Source organism: Catellatospora bangladeshensis (assembly GCF_016862575.1).
GTDB classification, from domain to species: Bacteria; Actinomycetota; Actinomycetes; order Mycobacteriales; family Micromonosporaceae; genus Catellatospora; species Catellatospora bangladeshensis.
Genome location: NZ_BONF01000005.1, coordinates 217,991 through 235,628, shown reverse-complemented (window position 1 = coordinate 235,628; position 17,638 = coordinate 217,991). Strand labels below are relative to the sequence as shown.

Below are 17,638 nucleotides of genomic sequence, written 5' to 3'. Positions count from 1 at the left end.
TCCGCGAATGGATTCAGAACCCTCGTTATCCTGCGCCGTGCCGCGCGCGATCCTCTTCGATTTCTACGGCACGCTGACCTCGGCCTGCACGCGCGGGCCCGCGCACGCGACAGTCCCCCGGCTGCTGGGCTGCGACCCCGCCGACTACTTCGCGGTGCTGGAGACCTCGTTCTACCCCCGGTGCCGGGGAGCCCACGGCGACGCGCTGGAGACCATGCGCTGGGTGGCTGATGAGCTGGGCGTACGCGTCACGCCGGCGCGGCTGCGGGCGGCGCAGGCGGCCCGGCTGACGGCGATCCGCGCCGACACCCGGCTGCGGCCGGAGGCCGTGCCCGTGCTCTGGGCGCTGCGCCGGATCGGGGTGCGGCTCGCGGTCGTCAGCGACTGCGCCTGGGAGCTGCCCGAGATCATGCGGGCGCTGCCGATCGACCACCTGATAGACGCGAAGGTGTACTCGGTGCACGTGGGGCAGAGCAAGCCGCATCCCCGCATGTACCTGACCGCGTGCGAGCGGCTCGGGGTCGAGCCGGCCGGGTGCGTGTTCGTCGGGGACGGCGGCTCGCGGGAGCTGACCGGCGCTCAGGCGCTGGGCATGCGGGCGATCCGGCTGGCCGCGCCGGATCTCGCCGAGCACCTGCAGTACGCCAGCGACGACGGCTTCACCGGCGAGGCGGCGGCGAGCCTGGCCGAGGCGGCGGCGCTGGCCATGGCGGCGCAACCGGTCGCGGTCTGACCCACGAGGCCGTTCGGCCCGCCGAACCGCACGGGTGAAGCCAAGCCGGGCCCGGCGGTGCGGAGGCCGCTGACCTGCGCGGTGTTAAGAAGGGCACCTTCCTCTACGTAAAGCGTTAAGAAGGTGCCCTTCCTTTCAGCCCTGGCGGATGGACTGGCCGCCGTCGATGACCAGCATCTGGCCGGTGATGTAGCCCGCGGCGGGGGAGCAGAGGAACGCGATGGTGGCGGCGACCTCGTCCGGGGTGCCGGGGCGGCCCATCGGGGTGTCGTAGCCCTGCTTCAGCTCGGCCAGGGTCGAGGCCGAAGTGTGGATCTTGCCGGGGGCGACCGCGTTGACGGTGATGCCGTCCGCCACCAGCTCCATCGCCAGCGCGCGGGTCAGGCCCAGCACGCCTGCCTTCGCGGCGGCGTAGCCGGCCTCCGCGGGCAGCGCGTTCACCGGGCCGGCCGTGGCCGACAGGTTCACGATGCGGCCCCAGCCGCGCTCGGACATGCCGCCGAGGAACGCCCGGCTGCACAGGAACGCCGTGGTGAGGTTGCGGTCGATCTCGGCGTGCCACTCCTCGAAGGTGAGCTGCGCGACCGGCCGGATCACCTCCACGCTGGCCCGGCTGGTCAGGCCGGCGTTGTTGACCAGGATGTCGACGTCGCCGAGCTGCTCGGTGACCGCGTCCGCCAGGGCGCCTACCTCCGCCTCCAGGGTGAGGTCCGCCACGAAGCCGAGCACGCCCAGCTCGCCCGCGCGTTCGTGGATGCGCCGGGTGGTGGAGACCACGGCGACCTTCGCGCCGAGGGCGGCCAGCTGGCGAGCGGTGGCGAAGCCGATGCCATGGGGGCTGCCCGCACCGGTGACGAGTGCGACCCGGCCGTCCAGCCGGAAGAGATCCATCCGCTCGTTCATGGCTCGATCCTGCCGGTTTGTCCGGGCTGACGCCAGTAGGGGGCCGCCGCTTACGCTGAGCGTCACTCCCAGACGTGGACGGAGCAGCGATGACCGACCCCTCCGCGCCGCCGCCCGGCGTGGCCGCGCCCGTGCCGAACCCGTACCAGGCGGGGCCTCCGCCGGGTATGCATCCGGCGTACGCGCCGTACGGCTACCCGCAGCAGGTCTACGCGGTGCACCCGTACGCGATCGGGCGGCGCACCAACGGCATGGCCATCGCGTCGATGGTGACCTCGCTGCTGGCCCTGGCCTCGATCTGCATGTACGGGCTGCCCACGATCGTGCTCGGGCCGGTCGGGGCGGTCATGGGCCACGTCACCCGGCGCCGCCTGCGGACCACGGGCGAGGAGGGCGACGGCATGGCGCTGGCCGGCATCATCATCGGCTGGGTGTCCACCGGGCTGGCCCTGCTGTGGATGGCCGTCATCGTGGTGCTGGTGATCTACAACATGGACGCGCCGCCGCCGGCGGTCCCGGAGGACTCCTTCTGACGGCCCGCGCGGGCGATCACGCATCCTTGACGTATGGCCGCACTTCCTGAAGCCCTCGCCGAGGTACGCGAACTCCTGCTGGCACCCGACCTGGTCCGGGCGACCGCGGGCGGGCAGCGCCGGGGCGGGACCCCGTCGCTGGTCAGCGCCACGCTGCGCCCGGTCACCCTCAAGGCGGGGCAGCGCGTGCAGCTGGTCACCGAGGACGGGCAGCGGCCCACCACCGTCAACCTGGCGCCCGGCGCCGAGCTGGCGAGCCGGGTCGACGAGCTGCTGGACGAGCCGTTCGGCAGCTGGGTGGTGGAGACCGGGCGCGGCACGCTGCGGCTGCAGGCGACGAAGAAGGGCGCGGTGCTGCACCGCTCCGCGGGGGCGGCCCCGGCCGCCGACACCGGGCACGACCGGGCCAAGGAGCACCTGATCGACCCCGGCGACCCGCTGTACGCCGTGATCGGCGGCGACGCGGCCAAGCGCCGCCAGGTCGACGCGTTCCTGCGCGCGCTGGACGCGACGCTGCCCGACCCCGCGCAGCTGCCCAGCCCGCTGCACGTGGTCGACCTGGGCTGCGGCAACGCGTACCTGACCTTCGCGGCATACCGCTACCTCTCCGGCCGGGGCGTGGACGTACGCCTCATCGGCGTGGACGTGCGGGCCGACCAGCGGGAGCGCAACACGGCGCTGGCCGAGCGGCTGGGCTGGACCGAGCACGTGACGTTCGTGGCCGGGACCATCGCCGACGCGCCGGTGCCCGCCGCCGACGTGGTGCTCGCGCTGCACGCCTGCGACACCGCCACCGACGACGCGCTGGCGCGGGCCCTGGAGTGGGACGCGCGGTGGATCCTGGCCGCGCCGTGCTGCCACAAGGACCTGTCCCGCCAGCTGCGCCGCCAGCCGCCCGCCGGGCCCGCGGGCCTGCTCACGGCGTACGGCATCCTGCGCGAGCGCTTCGCCGACGTGCTCACCGACACGGTGCGCGCGGCGCTGCTGCGCGAGCACGGCTACACCGTCGAGGTCGTCGAGTTCATCGACTCCGCGCACACCCCGCGCAACGCGATGATCCGCGCCCGGCGTACCGGCCGCACACCCACCGCGGAGGAGAGCGCCGAACTGGCCGCCCTCCTCGCCGAGTGGCGCATCACCCCCCACCTCGCCACCCTGCTACCAACCTGACCCCTGCCCCACCCCGCCCCGCCGCCAAGATCGCGTCGATCTTGCGCGAAGTGTTGCCCATATGTCCGTTTAGCGCGTGTCGCACCCACAGTCCGCGCAAGATCGGCGCGGGAGAGGGGTGCGTCCCCACGGGCCGCGCGGGATCAGCGTGGGGAGAGGGGTGGGGTCAGGGGGTTAGGGCGCGGGTGAGGGTGGTGGCGGTGTCGGCGAGGAGGGTGTCCTGGGGGAGGGGGGTGCCGGCGAGGGTGGAGATGAGGGTGGGGAAGCCGGGGAGGGGGTAGCCGTCGTCGGTGGCGATGGCGGGGGCCTGTTTGGCCAGCGAGGCGCGGGTGCGGGACCAGGCGTCGAGGAGTTCGCGGCGGGAGGGTACGCCGAAGCCGTGGCCGACGGGGGCGCTGTGGCGCAGGCGGACCACGGCCGAGTCGGTGAGGGTGGCGGCCAGGCGGCAGCCGTGGGTGATCTGCTCGGCGCGGCGGGGGTCGAGGCGGCTGTAGACGCTGCAGCGGCGGTGGCAGGACGTGGCGCACACGGACAGCGCCTGCGCGGTGTTGGAGTGCTGGCGGTCCAGGTAGGCCCGCCAGCCGGCGTTGTTCTCGTGGGCCACGGTCAGCACGCGCCGGGCGGCCGACTTCTCCGGCTTGGTGTGCGGGCACTCGCGGTCCTCGAAGTCGCCCCAGGCGCTGCCGTCGCCGCCGACCGCCGCGGGCAGCCGCACCGGGTCGGCGGCGTGCCCGAGCACCCGCTCCCAGACCAGCAGCGGGCCGTACTCGCTGGCGATGTGCACCACCGCGACCACCGCATTGGTCTCCCCGCGCCGGAAACGCGCGTCGAGCACCTCCAGCAGCAGCCGGAACGCCGGGCGCATGCTGCCCAGCGCGCCGCGGTGCGCCTCGCGGGGAGCCTGCGGCATCCGGCAGGCCAGCGCCCGCTCGCGCAGCTGTTCGGGCACGCTGTCGCCGGGCACCCGGTCGGCGACGGCGTGCTCGGTGTTGGCCTCGAAGACGGCGTTGCGCTCGCCGAAGTCCTCGGCGTCGAGGTCCATCAGCCGCTGCCCGAAGGCGCACAGCCGCTGCACGTGGGCCACCCGCGCCGGGCTGAGACCGCCCGCGCCCTGCGCGGCCAGGGCGGCCACGTCGGCGAAGGAGTACCGCGCGGCGAGCGCGATGAGCACCTCGTGCGCCGTCTTCACACCGGTCAGTGTTCCACGTGCGGGCTCAGCGGGACGGCACCCCGAGCAGCGCGCACGCCTCCCGGTAGAGCCGGGTGACCTCGACGCGGACCTGGGCACGCTCGGTGAGCCGGTGCGACCACGGCACCCGGATCGCCGTCTCCACGCCGTCGATCACGGCCTTGAACTCGATCGCCTGGTTGTCCATGCCGGACATGGCCGCCGCGGTGGCCGCCGGGCGGGTGTCCTCGGGCAGCGTGGCGCGGCAGATCAGCAGCGAGTCGCCGGCGTGGTCGTCGTTCATGTGCTTCATGATCTGGGCGACGACCTCGGGCGGGAACGGGTTCGGGTGCAGCCTGCCCAGGTCGGCCAGGACGTCGGTGTTGAGCCGGTAGGCGAGCTTCACCTCGTCGATCACCCGGTCCTGCTCGTCCGCGTCCCACGGCGCGGCGTCCAGCCGGGCGCGGTAGGCGTTCTTGAACCCGTCGAGATCGGCGACGCCGTCGAAGGCGTAGAAGCGCAGGCCGTCGCCGCCGAGGGGCAGCCCGTACGCGCGGGCGAGGGCGCGGGCCACGTACTGCCCGCCGGACAGGTCGCCCAGGTAGCGGTTGTAGTGATGGGCCACGTAACCGGCCGGCCAGGTGAACGCGATCTCGCGCAGGCGGGCGGCGTACTCGGCGGTGGCGGGGGTGGGCGTGAGCGAGTCGCGCCAGGCCGGGCCGAGCAGGAAGGACAGGTCCGCGGCGAGCGCGGGCAGCCGGGTGAGCGCCTCGGTGTGGAAGCTCCCGGCCACGGGGTCACCGCTCCAGTGCGCGGCGGCCTCCTCCAGCACCTCGTAGATCAGGTAGTGCTGGGCGGTCAGCGCGGCGTGGGCGGCGACGGTGAGCCGGCCCCGGGTGAGGTCGTCGAGGAACGTCGTCCGCTCGGCCGAGCTGTGGTCGGTCCAGGTCGCGGCGCGCAGGCGGGCGGAGAAGGGCTCACTCATGGCCAGCACCGTACGCGAGTAAGGGAACCCTAACCTCAAACTTTAGTTGGGAAAGGGGCGCCCCGTGCTGTGTTTCCACAGCACGGGACGCCCCTTCCGGTGCTTTCGTCAGCCTTCGACCGAGCTCTCCAGGGCACCCTCGGCCCCGCCCTCGGCACCCCGGCCGCCCGAGCGGCGACGGCGGCGGCGCGAGCGGGAACGGGACGCGCCCGCCTCGGCGGACCCGGCGGGCTCCGCCGGGCCGTCCGAGTCGCCGGCGGACTGGACGGTGAGCGAGCCGTCGGAGAACTGCACGGCCGGTGCGCCGTTCTCGTGGGTCACGGCCGCGATCGCGGCAGAGCCACCCCGGCGGCGACGGCGGCGGCTGCGGCCCTCACCCGTGCTCTCGCCGGAGTCGGCCGCACTCGTCTCGGCGGCGCCCGTCTCGCCCTGCTCGGCGGGCTGGTCGTCGCCGGTCAGGCGACGGCGGCGGCGCGGTGCGCGCTCGCGGGGCGGCGCCTCCGCGACCGGCCCGCGCTTGCTGCCGCGGCTGCCGCGCGAGCGGCCGCCCAGGTCCTCCTCGACCTCCGCGGACAGGCCCGCCCGGGAGCGCTGGGCGCTGGGCAGGGTGCCGCTGACGTCAGTCGGGATGTCCAGGTCGGTGTAGACCCACGGCGAGGTGTGGTACGTCTCCGGGGGCCCGTCGGGGCCGGTCAGCTCCAGGCCGAGCGTCTTGTCGACGATCCGCCAGCGGGGCATGTCCTCCCAGTCGACGAACGTCGCCGCGACACCGGTGGCCCCGGCGCGGCCGGTGCGGCCGATGCGGTGCACGTAGGTCTCCGCGTCGTCCGGGCAGTCGTAGTTGATGACGTGGGTGACGCCGGAGACGTCCAGGCCGCGCGCGGCCACGTCGGTGGCGACCAGCACGTCGATCTTGCCGGCCCGGAAGGCGCGCAGCGCCCGCTCCCGGGCGCCCTGGCCGAGGTCGCCGTGGACCGCCGCCGCGGCGAAGCCGCGGAAGTCGAGGTCCTCGCTGACCCGGTCGGCGTTGCGCTTGGTCCGGGTGAAGATCATGGTCAGGCCGCGGCCGTTCGCCTGCAGGATGCGGGCCAGCAGCTCCAGCTTGTTGAGCTGGTGCGTGCGGTAGACGACCTGCTTGGTCTGCGGGCTGACGCCCGGCTCGGTGGTGTGCCCGGCGTGCACCGTGACCGGCGTACGCAGGAAGCGGCGCGACAGCGTCACGATCGGGTCGGGCATGGTCGCCGAGAACAGCATGGTCTGCCGCTCTTCGGGCAGCATCTTCAGGATCTTCTCGACGTCGTCGAGGAAGCCCAGGTCGAGCATGCGGTCGGCCTCGTCGAGCACGAGCGCCTTGACCTTGTCCAGCTTGAGGTGCTTCTGCTTGCACAGGTCCAGCAGCCGGCCGGGCGTGCTGACCAGGATCTCGACGCCCGCCTTGAGCGCCTCGACCTGCGGCTCGTAGGCCACGCCGCCGTACAGCGCGAGCACCCGCACGCCGCGGGACTTGCCGGCGCCCGCGAGGTCCTTGGCGACCTGGAGGCCCAGCTCGCGGGTCGGCACGACGACGAGCGCCTGCGGCTGGCCGCCGGTGTCGCCCTCGCCCGGGGCGACCGCGCGGTCGATCAGCGGGATGCCGAAGCCGAAGGTCTTGCCGGTGCCGGTGGGCGCCTGGCCGATCATGTCGCCGCCGCGCAGCGCGATCGGCAGCGCGTACTCCTGGATCGCGAACGCGCGCTCGATGCCCATCGCGGCCAGCGAGGCCACGGTCTCCGGGCGGACGCCCAGCTCGGCGAAGGTCGGCGCGAGGGTAGGAGTGTTCTTGATTTCCGTCATGGAGTTCTGGGGTGCCCTCTCAGTGATCCGCATACGGCGGACCCTGGGGGTTGCCCTGCGGATGTCGGTACGCCCAGTTTTCATCGAAGGGCGTATATGTAGTCTCGGCGCGGGGGCGCGGCGCGACAGTGGAGTGCCTCCCCGTCGCGGTCGCGATCCTGGGGGACCGCGGCGCCGCACACGCGACGACATGGGCATCGGGCCCATGTCAACGTGGTCCATCGTACGGCGTAGTGGCCGTCTGGTCACCTGGTGTGTGGCGAATTCCCGGCTGTTAGTGGGATATGCCACGCAAATCGGTCAATTATTGAGGCCGACCGCGCCCATCCGGGCCGTGTGCGCGGCGGTCAGCCGCCCGAAAAGCTCCTCCAGCGAGCCGCCGTCGATGCCCGACAGCACCAGCGCGGTGAGCGGCGTGCGCTCCAGCGCCACCTGCTGCGCCTGTGACAGCGCCTCGCCGGTGAGCCGGCGCGCCCACATCGACAGCCGGTTGGCGACCTTCGGGTCCGCCGCGATCGCGGCCTTGATCTCGGCCGCCGCGAAGCCCGCGTAGCCGTCGTCGTGCAGCACGTCCAGCACCAGCGCCCGGTCGGCGTCGGCCAGGCTGCCCGGGGGCAGCACCCGGGCCACCTCCCGGAAGAAGTCATCCGAGATGCCCTCGCCGACGTACGCCTTGGTCAGCGCCTCCAGCCAGTCGCCCGGCTCGGTGTTGTCGTGGAAGCTGCGCAGCGCCGCGACGAAGGGGCGCATCGCGTCCTCGGGCTCGGCGCCCAGCTCGCCCAGGCGGTCGGCCAGCCGCCGGTAGTTGCCCATCTCCGCCGCCGCCATCTCGGCCAGCGCGGCCTGGCGGGACAGGTCCGGGGCCAGCCGCGCGTCGGCCGCCATCCGGTCGAAGGCCAGCAGCTCGCCGTAGGCGAGCATGCCCAGAAGATCGATCACACCCGGGTCAGCGGACACGTGCGCAGGATACCGGCCGGACGCACGGACGGCACGGCGCGAGCGCCGTGCCGTCCGTCAAAGGAAGTGCCTCAGCGGGCGGTGAAGCCCACGCTGCGCGTCGAGGCTTCCGCGATCTCCACATAAGCGATCTTGTCCGCCGGTACGACGACCCGGCGGCCCTTCTCGTCGACCAGGGTCAGCACCTGGGACTTCGACGCGAGCGCGTCGGCCACCAGCTGCTCGACCTCGGCGGGCGTCTGCGCGCTGTCCACCACCAACTCGCGGGGGGCGAACTGCACACCGATCTTGACCTCCACACAACCTCCTCGGCTCGTCCTTGAGCCTACCGCCGTCCGGGCAGGACGATGGCGTGGCGGCCCGGCAGCTCTCATCGATCTTGCGTCAGTGGTCGGCGCCGCTGAGCGGGAAACTGCTGATGCCACGCCACGAGAGGGTGGTGATGAGCTGCTCGGCCTCGTCCTGGGCCACGACCCGGCCACCGGCCAGCCACCAGCGGGCCGAGACCTGGGCGGCGCCGCACAGACCCGCCGCGAGGACCTCGGCGCGGGCGCGCGACACGCCGGTGTCGGACATGATGGTCTCGGTGATCGCCTCGACGGACAGCCGCTCCATCCGGTCCACCCGCTCGGCGACCGCCGGGTCGTTGCGCAGGTCGGACTCGAAGACCAGGCGGTAGGCCTCGCTCTCGTGGGAGACGAAGTCGAAGTAGGCGCGCATGGCTCCACGGACACGTTCCTTGTTGTCCGTGGTCGCCGCCATCGCCGACCGGATGCGCTCGGCGAACGCGTCGCAGTGGGTGTCCAGCAGCGCGAGATACAGCTCCAGCTTCCCGGGGAAGTGCTGGTAGAGGACCGGTTTGGACACCCCGGCGCGCTCGGCGATGTCGTCCATCGCGGCGGAGTGGTAGCCCTGGGCGACGAAGACGTCCTGAGCCGCGGCGAGCAGCTGCTTGCGTCGTGCCGACCGGGGCAGCCGGGTCGGCCGGCCCGTGGCTGTGGAGCCGTTCGGGTTGGCGCCACTGGTGGCCGCGGTCATGGAATCTCCTCACCCTGCGGACGGATCCTTCGACGGATCTTGCAAACTGGCCCGTCGTTGCAACTTATCGTCATTCGCCGTTCACGGTAGCCTCAGCGTGGGCGACGGAGGAGCGCACGGTGGACGTAACAGGGCAGACCGACAGTACGACGGGACCCGACGAACCAGGTAACGGTTCGACGGCGAACGGGCGCAAGCCCGGAGGATGGGCCGACGAGCGTACGGGAGGGTGGTCGAGCGCCGGTGCCGCGCTCGAACCGGGATTCGAGCCGTTGACCCCCTGGCACGCCCAGGTGGCCGATCGCCGCGGCATCGAGGCGCTGTCCGGCGCCGACCCGCTGACCGCGACCCTGCTGCGCTCACCCGAGGCCGCCCCGCCCGCCGTGAACGGCCAGCACCGCCAGTACGCCGACCAGCGTCCCCTGCCGGAGCCCTCCTCCCCCGGCGAGGACCCGTACGCGGACGAGCTGGCGCAGAGCTCGGCGGAGTTCGCCCGGCACGCGGCGTTCGACGAGCCCACCCCCTCCCACGGCTCGCCCCGCCTGTCCGCCGACCCCGCCCCGCCGGTCTTCACCCCGTTCCACCCGGAGCCGGTCGCCCCGCCGGAGGTGGTCCCGATCCCCGTCATGCCGCCGCTGCCCACGGGCGCCAACCCGGCGCTGACCGTGCCCACGGGCGGGTACCCGGTGCCCCCGCCCGGCCTGCGGCCCTCGCTGCCCGCCGAGCTGACCGGGCCGGTGCCCGCGCTGCCCGCCGCCGACGCGCCGCTGGCCGCCGCGGCCGCCGCCGCCACCCGTGCCGTGCCACCGGTCCAGGAGGCCCGCATGTCCATGCCGTTGACCAGGGAGCGCGAGGAGCCGCCCGGCGCGGCCGCGCCGGAGGTGGACGACCAGCTCTCGCTCGGTGCACGGTTCGGCATGGCGTTCGCCGAGCCGCCGCTGCCCGTGCGCCCCTCGCGCCAGCCCGCGCCGCCGGACCGTACGCAGCCGGGCCCGGCCGACCGGGCGCCCGCCGCGCGCGCTCCGGAGCAGGACGGGCCGGGACGGGGGCTGGACGCCACCCAGGAGTTCGCCCGCCCCGTGCTGGACCACCCGGAGGCCGCCCGGCCCGGTGAGCCGGCAGAGGGCGGCTCGCGGCGCGCTCCGGCGGCCGAGCAGATCGGCCGCCAGGTCGCCGACGCGGTACGCGGCGGCCGGGCGGGGCAGGAGGTCGTCGCGCAGGCGTCCGGCGGCCCGGGGCACCAGGAGCCCGCGCCGCGCGGTGAGGGCACGCCGTCGGCGTCGTTCCCGGGACAGCCCTCGTTCACGGCGCAGCCGCGGCCGTACATCCCGCCCGCCCCGCCTCCGCCGCACCAGGCCCGCATCCCGCACCCGCAGAGCGGCACCCCCGCCGCGGAACGGGCGGCCGAGCACGTGCCGGCCGCCGCCGAGCGGGGCGACACCCCGGCCGAGGCCGGGGGCGAGCACCTGCCGCAGCGGGTGCCCGCCGTGCCGGACGTGCCGCCCACCATCCACCCGGTCGCGGAGGCGGAGGCGACCGTCGCCGCCACGCCGCAGCTCGACCGCATCGCCTCGCACCTGCGCCGCAACGACGACGCCGAGACCGACGAGCGGCCCGACGGGTTCGACGTCGACGCGGTGCTGCGCGCCGTGCGCGGCGTGGCCGGCGTACGCGACGCGGCCCTGCGCACCACCCCCACCGGCGCCCATCACCTTCGGCTCGACCTCGCGGAGGGGGCCGACCCGGCGGCGATCAGCCGGATGGTGGCCCGCATGCTCCAGGAGCAGATGGGCATCGACGCCGCGCCGGCCGGACCGGCCGTGCCGAAGCCCGCCCCCGCGTCCGACGGGCCCCCGCCGACCGCGACGCTGCCCGCCCCGCGCTCCGGCGCGGGCGCCGCGCCGCCACCCGGCCTGCAGCCCGATCCGCTGTCCGACACGCTGCCGCGCGAGCCGCGCCGCCGCCACCCGGTCAACGTGCCCCGGCGCGCCCCGGGCGAGCTGCGCGGGCCGGGCGAGCTGCGGGACCGGGTCGCGGCGCTGCGCTCGGTGAACACCGAGCCGGAGCTGCCCGCCGCCGCGTCGCCGCCGCCGCTGCCGACCGAACGCGACCAGGGCCCCCGGGCGATCATCGAGCATGTGCAGACCAGCACGTTCGGGCTCGACGCCACGGTGGAGGTGCGGCTGAACACCGGCGACCGGCAGGCCGTCGGGGTGGCCAGCGGGCCGGCGGTCGACGCGTACGTGCTGCGGCTGTGCGCCGCGGCCACCGCCGTGGCCATCGACGATCTGCTGCGCGAGGGCACCACCACCGGCGAGTCCGGCCGCTGCTTCGTCGAGCAGGCCACCATCGTGCCGATGGGCAGCTGCGAGGTCGCCGTCGTGGTGGTGTTGCTGGTCTGCGGCGGCTGGGTGGAGCAGCTCGCCGGGTCCGCGCTCGTGGCCGGCGATCCCCGCCGGGCTGTGGTGCGGGCGACGCTCAGCGCGGTGAACAGGCGGCTAGCGGCGCTGCTTCCGTAGGGATGTGGCAGGCTGTGTCGATGCGCACCGCCCCCGCACCGACGCGCCGGGCCGATCGGGACGCCCCCGTCCGGTCGTCCCGGGTCGAGTCCGGACGGCTCGCCCGTGCCCGTGCCCGGCAGCGACGCCGCCGGGCGGCAGCGGCGTTCGTGCTGCTCGGCGCGGCCCTGCTCGTCGGCATCGACCTGCTGCGCGGCGGCACGCACGAGACCGTGCCGACCAGCCACACGGCCTCGGCGCCGTCGGTGGCCGAGAGCGCTGAGCCCTCCGCCGAGCCGTCGCCCTCGGCGGCGCCGTCGCCGTCGCCCAGCCCCGAGCCGGTCTACCAGGTGGCCGGGGACATCCCCGCCTCCGGGCCGGGCACCTGGACGTACGCCACCGGCAAGGGCGACGTGCTGGGCACCGCGGGCACCACCAAGCGGTTCCGGGTGGCGGCGGAGAAGAACATCGCGGACGAGGAGCTGGACGTCTTCACCGAGATGATCGAGCAGACGCTCGGCGACCCGCGCAGCTGGATCGCGGGCAGGCAGTACCGGTTGCAGCGGGTGCCCAACGGGTCGTCGTACAACTTCACCGTCTACCTGGCCACCGGCGAGACCACGCGCCGGATGTGCGCCACCGGCGGCATGGACACGCGGATGGACGGCGTCTCCTACACCTCCTGCCGCCTGCCCGGCCGGGTCGTGATCAACCTCAACCGGTGGCGGCTGTCGGTGCCCGACTATGTCAACGGAAAGATCGACCTGACCACCTACCGCACCTACGTGATCAACCACGAGGTGGGCCACGAGCTGGGCCGCAACCACGAGGCCTGCCCCGGCAAGGGCAAGCCCGCCCCGGTCATGCAGCAGCAGACGTACGGCCTCAAGGGCTGCAAGGCCAACCCGTGGCCGTATGTGGACGGCAAGCGCTACACCGGGCCGCCGGTGGCCTGATGAGCACCGAGCTGGAGCTGTTCGAACCGCGGCGCGAGCACGGCGACCGCGCCTCCGGCGGCGACCGCCCCGGCTTCCGGGCCCGCCGCCGCGCCGTGATCGAGGCGCGCCGCCGCCGTAACCGCCGCATCGTGCTCGGCGCGCTCGGCGTCATCGTGCTGCTGGCCGGGATCGACCTGGCCCGCGGCTCGGAGGGCCTGCTGCTCGACGGCCCCGCCGCCCCGGCCGCCTCCGGCGAGACCTCGCCGACCGAGGCCGCCGCCGAACCCGGCGCGTCCGGTCAGCCCCGCGAGGAGAGCACGCCCGCCCCCGAGGGCTCCGCGCCCGCCGCGGGCAGCGGCTCGTTCGCGTACGCCACCGGCACCGGCAAGGCCCTCGGCGCGAAGGGCACCCTGAAGCGCTACCGCATCGCCGTGGAGAAGGGCGCCGGCCCGCAGCCAGCCGCCTTCGCCGCCGAGGTGGAGCGCATCCTCACCGAGCCGCGCGGCTGGACCGCCGGCGGCACCCTGCGCTTCCAGCGCGTCGCGGAGAAGGCGTCCTACGACTTCACCGTCTTCCTGGCCACCGCGGGCACCTCGCAGAAGCTGTGCGCCGCGGGCGGCCTGCACACCGAGGGCTACCACTCCTGCCGCCTGCCCGGCCAGCTCATCCTCAACCTGGACCGCTGGCAGCAGGCCGTCCCCAACTACGGCGCCCCCCTCGACGACTACCGCGCCTTCGCCCTCAACCACGAACTCGGCCACCAGATCGGCTACGGTCACGAGGCCTGCCCCGCCGCCGGCCAACCCGCCCCCGTCATGCAACAACAGTCCACCGACCGCAAGGGCTGCACCCCCAACCCCTGGCCCTACCCCCAGGCCCCCACCACCCCCACCCTCTACCGAGGCCCCGCCATCCCCTGACCGCCCCGCCGCGCCCCGCGCCCTACCCCGTTGATCATGAACTTAGGGGCGTGTTCGGCGGCGTGTCGCGACCCCGGGACCGTGATCGAAATTCCCGGTGGGGCCCGTGATGCAATTCGCATCCCACGGGGTTGGAGATCATGGCATTCCCTACCCTGGCGAGCGAGAATATGGTCATGTCGTTGCCGCCGCTCGTGGAGCCCGCCGAGTCGCTCTCGGTGGACGAGGTCCGCCGCTACAGCCGCCACCTGATCATCCCGGACGTCGGGATGGACGGTCAGAAGCGGCTCAAGAACGCCAAGGTGCTGTGCGTCGGCGCCGGAGGGCTCGGCTCGCCCGCGCTGATGTACCTGGCCGCGGCCGGGGTCGGCACGCTGGGCATCGTCGAGTTCGACACCGTCGACGAGTCGAACCTGCAGCGCCAGATCATTCACGGCCAGTCCGACATCGGGCGGCCGAAGGCCGAGTCGGCCGCGAACAGCATCCGGGAGATCAACCCGTACGTGAACGTGGTCATCCACGACACGGCGCTGGACCGCGAGAACGTCTTCGAGATCTTCGGCCAGTACGACCTGATCGTCGACGGCACGGACAACTTCGCCACCCGTTACCTGGTGAACGACGCCGCCGTGCTGCTCGGCAAGCCCTACGTGTGGGGCTCGATCTACCGGTTCGACGGCCAGGCCAGCGTCTTCTGGGCCGAGCACGGCCCCTGCTACCGCTGCCTCTACCCGGAGCCGCCGCCGCCCGGCATGGTGCCGTCGTGCGCCGAGGGCGGCGTGCTCGGCGTGCTGTGCGCCAGCATCGGCTCGATCCAGGTCAACGAGGCCATCAAGCTGCTGGCCGGCATCGGCGAGCCGCTGGTCGGCAAGCTGATGGTGTACGACGCCCTGGAGATGTCGTACCGCAAGATCAAGGTCCGCAAGGACCCGTCCTGCGTGCTCTGCGGCGAGAACCCGAGCGTCACCGAGCTGCTGGAGGACTACGAGGACTTCTGCGGCGCGGTCTCGCCCGAGGCGCAGGACGCGGTGGTCGACGCGACCATCACCGCCCGGGAGCTTAAGGACTGGCAGGACGCCGACAAGGACTTCCTGCTGGTGGACGTGCGCGAGCCCGCCGAGTTCGAGATCGTGCGCATCCCGGGCAGCGTGCTGATCCCGAAGGGCGACATCCTGTCCGGCGAGGCGCTGTCGAAGCTGCCGCAGGACAAGCAGATCGTGCTGCACTGCAAGTCGGGCGTGCGCTCGGCCGAGGCGCTCGCCGCGCTGAAGGCGGCCGGGTTCAAGGACGCCGTGCACGTGCAGGGCGGCGTGCTGGCCTGGGTGAAGACGGTGGACCCGTCCCTGCCCAGCTACTGACCCACTCCAGCTCACACGCCGAACGCCGGCCGGGTCCGCCCCGGCCGGCGTTCGGCGTTTCCGTCTCCCGTCGTGGCCGGGTCGGGTGGGCGGGTGGCAAGATCGCCGTCTCGTGTCGAAAGGTGCGCTCTGGCCCAAGGTTTGGACACGAGACCACGATCTTGGCGCCGACCCACCGGCCGAACACCCCCGGCCCACCGGCCGAACACCCCGCTGGGCTGGCGCGTTACGAAGATCTCTCAGGTTCAGTCATGTGATGTCGACCACTGTCCATATCTGACAGTCCCGGCCCAAATGGCTGAACGGCCCGCTTGCAGGGCGCTGAACGGGTCCGAAAGAAGTTGTTCAGAAACTATTTCAGCCGCCCAGACTGTTGACCTTGACCAACCTGATGAGGCCGGACGGTAGCGGAACCCGTACCCTCGATGACCGTGGTGGATCTCGACGCGGCTATCGGTTTCGTGGTGAAGAAGGGCGACCCGGTCGATCGCGCGCGCCTGTCGTACCTGCGTACCGGCGCGACGCCCGCCGAGGAGATCCTCGCCGCGGCGGAGGCCGGACAGGCCGACGGCGGCGGCTGGTTCGCGACCCCCCGCAGCAAGGTGCCCTCCGTGGACATCACCTGCTTCCGGCTCGCCCAGCTCGACGACCTCGGCGCGCTCGCGCGGCCCGGGGTCAAGCGCGCCTTCGACTGGCTCGCCGGGCGGCAGGCGGCCGACGGCAGCTGGCAGGAGGCCAAGGAGCTGGCCGCCGAGGCGCCCGAGTGGGCCCAGCCCGGCGACCCCGAGGCCACGCTGTACCTGACCGCCAATGCGACGTTCTGGCTCACCGTGATGGGCCTCGACGTGCGCTCCGCGCTGCCGTACGGCGACCCCACGCCGATCCCGTACGCCGACGCCGCCACCCGGGGCGCCGAGTTCATCAAGAGCAGCCTCAACGACGACGGCACCTGGCCGTCGTACCTGGTCACCGGCTGGCTCGGCGCGGCCGTGATGTACCGGCAGGACATGTTCTACGAGGCCGCGCGGATGCAGGCGGTGCTCGGCGAGCGGCTGCCGTCCATGGCGCCCGCCGACGCCGCCGCGATGGCCGCCACGATGCGCCGGGTCGGCATGTCCGGCGACGACTGGACGATGATCGCGGCCAAGCGCCGCCTGGCGGAGACCCAGCGCACCGACGGCGGCTGGGACTCCGAGGAGGGCGAGACCTTCGACGTGAACCTCACGCTGAACGTCATCCGTGCCTGCTACGAGGCCACCACGCCCCCCGGCAAGGCCAGCCTCCTCGCCTGATCCTGCCGGGGGTTCACCAGTCAGGCGCGGATGTGGCCGTCGCCGGTGATGACGTACTTGGTGCTGGTGAGTTCGGGCAGGCCCATCGGGCCGCGGGCGTGCAGCTTCTGGGTGGAGATGCCGATCTCGGCGCCGAAGCCCAGCTCGCCGCCGTCGACGAAGCGGGTCGAGGCGTTCACCAGCACCGCGGCCGCGTCGACCTGCGCCGTGAACCGGTTGGCCGCCTGCAGCGAGCCCGTGATGATCGCCTCGGAGTGGCCGGAGCCGTGGCGCCGGATGTGCGCGACCGCCTCGTCCAGCGACGGCACCACGCGCGCGGACAGCTCCAGCGCCAGGTACTCGGTGCCCCAGTCCTCCTCGACGGCGGGCACGACGTCGTCGGCGTACGCGGCGACCTCGGGCGAGCCGTGCACCGTCACGCCCTGCTCGCGCAGCGCGGCCAGCGCCCGGGGCAGGAACGCGTCCGCGACCGCCGAGTGGACCAGCAGCGACTCGGCCGCGTTGCACACCGACGGCCGCTGCACCTTCGCGTTGAGCAGGATGGTCAGCGCCATCTCCAGATCGGCGGACTCGTCCACGTAGATGTGGCAGTTGCCGACGCCGGTCTCGATCACCGGCACCGAGGACTCCTCGACCACGGTGCGGATCAGCGACGCGCCGCCGCGCGGGATCAGCACGTCGACCAGGCCGCGGGCGCGCATCAGCTCCTTGACCGTGTCCCGGGTGGCCGAGTCGACCAGCTGCACCGCGTCGGCGGGCAGGCCGGACGCGGTCAGCGCGTCGCGCAGCACCGCGACGATCGCCGCGTTGGACCGGGCCGCCGAGCCGGAGCCGCGCAGCAGCACCGCGTTGCCCGACTTCAGGGTCAGTCCGGCCGCGTCGGCGGTGACGTTGGGCCGGGCCTCGTAGATGATGCCGACCACGCCGAACGGGACCCGCAGCTGGCGCACCTGCAGCCCGTTGGGCAGCGTGCCGCCCCGGACCACCTCGCCCACCGGGTCGGGCAGCCCCGCGATCTGGCGCAGCCCGTCGGCCATCCCCGCCAGCCGGGCCGGGTTCAGCGCCAGCCGGTCCACGGTCGACTCCGGGGTGCCCTGTTCCCGGGCCGCCGCCACATCCAGGGCGTTGGCCTCCAGGATCTCGGGGGTACGCGCGGCGAGCGCGTCGGCCATCGCCAGCAGCCCGGCGTCCTTGGCCCTGCGGGAAGCCGTGGCCAGCACCGTCGCCGCCTCACGCGCCCGCGTCGCCTGCTCGATGACGCTCATAACTCCACCTCTCCGAGGGTTAGGAAGGTGCCCTTCCTCTACACATA

At 73.6% G+C, this 17,638-nt stretch carries 16 protein-coding genes; 8 read left to right on the top strand and 8 right to left on the bottom strand.

Annotated features, from left to right (window positions below; all coding sequences use genetic code 11):
• The first annotated feature begins 7 nt into the window (after positions 1 to 7).
• On the top strand, positions 8 to 733 hold the full coding sequence (locus Cba03nite_RS03960; protein WP_239125439.1) for an HAD family hydrolase: 726 nt from the start codon (positions 8 to 10) through the stop codon (positions 731 to 733).
• 135 nt (positions 734 to 868) lie between these two features.
• Here the strand turns inward: Cba03nite_RS03960 and Cba03nite_RS03955 are convergent, their stop codons facing one another.
• Positions 869 to 1,636, bottom strand: a complete 768-nt coding sequence (locus Cba03nite_RS03955) for an SDR family NAD(P)-dependent oxidoreductase (RefSeq protein WP_203741853.1) — start codon at positions 1,634 to 1,636, stop codon at positions 869 to 871.
• A gap of 89 nt (positions 1,637 to 1,725) precedes the next feature.
• On the opposite strand from Cba03nite_RS03955, the gene Cba03nite_RS03950 reads away from it, so the two are divergent.
• Complete coding sequence (locus tag Cba03nite_RS03950) at positions 1,726 to 2,169, top strand: DUF4190 domain-containing protein (protein WP_203741851.1); 444 nt, start codon at positions 1,726 to 1,728, stop codon at positions 2,167 to 2,169.
• A gap of 33 nt (positions 2,170 to 2,202) precedes the next feature.
• Positions 2,203 to 3,339, top strand: a complete 1,137-nt coding sequence (locus Cba03nite_RS03945) for a class I SAM-dependent methyltransferase (RefSeq protein ID WP_203741848.1) — start codon at positions 2,203 to 2,205, stop codon at positions 3,337 to 3,339.
• Positions 3,340 to 3,505: 166 nt separating this feature from the next.
• On the opposite strand, the gene Cba03nite_RS03940 is transcribed toward Cba03nite_RS03945, so the two are convergent.
• The 6 genes from Cba03nite_RS03940 to Cba03nite_RS03910 form a co-directional block, all read right to left on the bottom strand.
• Positions 3,506 to 4,528: a hypothetical protein gene (locus Cba03nite_RS03940; RefSeq protein WP_203741846.1), complete on the bottom strand. Its 1,023-nt coding sequence runs from the start codon at positions 4,526 to 4,528 to the stop codon at positions 3,506 to 3,508.
• A gap of 25 nt (positions 4,529 to 4,553) precedes the next feature.
• Complete coding sequence (locus tag Cba03nite_RS03930) at positions 4,554 to 5,492, bottom strand: biliverdin-producing heme oxygenase (protein WP_239125438.1); 939 nt, start codon at positions 5,490 to 5,492, stop codon at positions 4,554 to 4,556.
• Between the two features lie 108 nt (positions 5,493 to 5,600).
• Positions 5,601 to 7,325, bottom strand: coding sequence for a DEAD/DEAH box helicase (locus Cba03nite_RS03925; RefSeq protein WP_239125437.1), 1,725 nt, complete (start codon positions 7,323 to 7,325; stop codon positions 5,601 to 5,603).
• Between the two features lie 300 nt (positions 7,326 to 7,625).
• On the bottom strand, positions 7,626 to 8,282 hold the full coding sequence (locus Cba03nite_RS03920; protein ID WP_239125436.1) for a ferritin-like fold-containing protein: 657 nt from the start codon (positions 8,280 to 8,282) through the stop codon (positions 7,626 to 7,628).
• Between the two features lie 71 nt (positions 8,283 to 8,353).
• Entirely contained in the window at positions 8,354 to 8,581 is a 228-nt protein-coding gene (locus Cba03nite_RS03915) for a DUF3107 domain-containing protein (protein ID WP_203741842.1), read from the bottom strand.
• An 85-nt stretch (positions 8,582 to 8,666) separates the two neighbouring features.
• On the bottom strand, positions 8,667 to 9,320 hold the full coding sequence (locus tag Cba03nite_RS03910) for a TetR/AcrR family transcriptional regulator (RefSeq protein WP_203741840.1): 654 nt from the start codon (positions 9,318 to 9,320) through the stop codon (positions 8,667 to 8,669).
• A 272-nt stretch (positions 9,321 to 9,592) separates the two neighbouring features.
• Here Cba03nite_RS03910 and Cba03nite_RS03905 point away from each other — a divergent pair, with 272 nt between their 5' ends.
• The 5 genes from Cba03nite_RS03905 to Cba03nite_RS03885 all read left to right on the top strand — a co-directional run bounded on the left by Cba03nite_RS03905 (position 9,593) and on the right by Cba03nite_RS03885 (position 16,326).
• A complete protein-coding gene (locus Cba03nite_RS03905; protein WP_203741838.1) occupies positions 9,593 to 11,839 on the top strand; it encodes a hypothetical protein in 2,247 nt (748 codons plus the stop codon).
• A gap of 20 nt (positions 11,840 to 11,859) precedes the next feature.
• On the top strand, positions 11,860 to 12,774 hold the full coding sequence (locus Cba03nite_RS03900; protein ID WP_203741836.1) for a DUF3152 domain-containing protein: 915 nt from the start codon (positions 11,860 to 11,862) through the stop codon (positions 12,772 to 12,774).
• Positions 12,774 to 13,676, top strand: a complete 903-nt coding sequence (locus Cba03nite_RS03895; RefSeq protein WP_203741834.1) for a DUF3152 domain-containing protein — start codon at positions 12,774 to 12,776, stop codon at positions 13,674 to 13,676. The genes Cba03nite_RS03900 and Cba03nite_RS03895 overlap by 1 nt, the downstream gene beginning before the upstream one ends.
• A gap of 176 nt (positions 13,677 to 13,852) precedes the next feature.
• The gene (gene moeZ / locus Cba03nite_RS03890) at positions 13,853 to 15,034 is read left to right on the top strand and encodes an adenylyltransferase/sulfurtransferase MoeZ (protein WP_203741832.1); all 1,182 of its coding nucleotides are present in this window, start codon (positions 13,853 to 13,855) and stop codon (positions 15,032 to 15,034) included.
• A gap of 425 nt (positions 15,035 to 15,459) precedes the next feature.
• Positions 15,460 to 16,326 (top strand): prenyltransferase/squalene oxidase repeat-containing protein, encoded by an 867-nt coding sequence (locus Cba03nite_RS03885; protein WP_373315719.1) that lies wholly within the window; start codon positions 15,460 to 15,462, stop codon positions 16,324 to 16,326.
• 20 nt (positions 16,327 to 16,346) lie between these two features.
• Here the strand turns inward: Cba03nite_RS03885 and Cba03nite_RS03880 are convergent, their stop codons facing one another.
• Positions 16,347 to 17,591 (bottom strand): glutamate-5-semialdehyde dehydrogenase, encoded by a 1,245-nt coding sequence (locus tag Cba03nite_RS03880; RefSeq protein ID WP_203741828.1) that lies wholly within the window; start codon positions 17,589 to 17,591, stop codon positions 16,347 to 16,349.
• Positions 17,592 to 17,638: the final 47 nt, after the last annotated feature.

Bases quoted from the DNA above. Each gene is read 5' to 3' on its own strand.
- Cba03nite_RS03910 (WP_203741840.1), bottom strand. From the start codon at position 9,320: ATGACCGCGGCCACCAGTGGCGCCAACCCGAACGGCTCCACAGCCACG.
- Cba03nite_RS03895 (WP_203741834.1), top strand. From the start codon at position 12,774: ATGAGCACCGAGCTGGAGCTGTTCGAACCGCGGCGCGAGCACGGCGAC.
- Cba03nite_RS03900 (WP_203741836.1), top strand. From the start codon at position 11,860: ATGCGCACCGCCCCCGCACCGACGCGCCGGGCCGATCGGGACGCCCCC.
- Cba03nite_RS03880 (WP_203741828.1), bottom strand. From the start codon at position 17,591: ATGAGCGTCATCGAGCAGGCGACGCGGGCGCGTGAGGCGGCGACGGTG.
- Cba03nite_RS03925 (WP_239125437.1), bottom strand. From the start codon at position 7,325: ATGACGGAAATCAAGAACACTCCTACCCTCGCGCCGACCTTCGCCGAG.
- Cba03nite_RS03950 (WP_203741851.1), top strand. From the start codon at position 1,726: ATGACCGACCCCTCCGCGCCGCCGCCCGGCGTGGCCGCGCCCGTGCCG.
- Cba03nite_RS03930 (WP_239125438.1), bottom strand. From the start codon at position 5,492: ATGAGTGAGCCCTTCTCCGCCCGCCTGCGCGCCGCGACCTGGACCGAC.
- Cba03nite_RS03945 (WP_203741848.1), top strand. From the start codon at position 2,203: ATGGCCGCACTTCCTGAAGCCCTCGCCGAGGTACGCGAACTCCTGCTG.
- Cba03nite_RS03960 (WP_239125439.1), top strand. From the start codon at position 8: ATGGATTCAGAACCCTCGTTATCCTGCGCCGTGCCGCGCGCGATCCTC.
- Cba03nite_RS03955 (WP_203741853.1), bottom strand. From the start codon at position 1,636: ATGAACGAGCGGATGGATCTCTTCCGGCTGGACGGCCGGGTCGCACTC.
- Cba03nite_RS03885 (WP_373315719.1), top strand. From the start codon at position 15,460: ATGACCGTGGTGGATCTCGACGCGGCTATCGGTTTCGTGGTGAAGAAG.
- moeZ (WP_203741832.1), top strand. From the start codon at position 13,853: ATGTCGTTGCCGCCGCTCGTGGAGCCCGCCGAGTCGCTCTCGGTGGAC.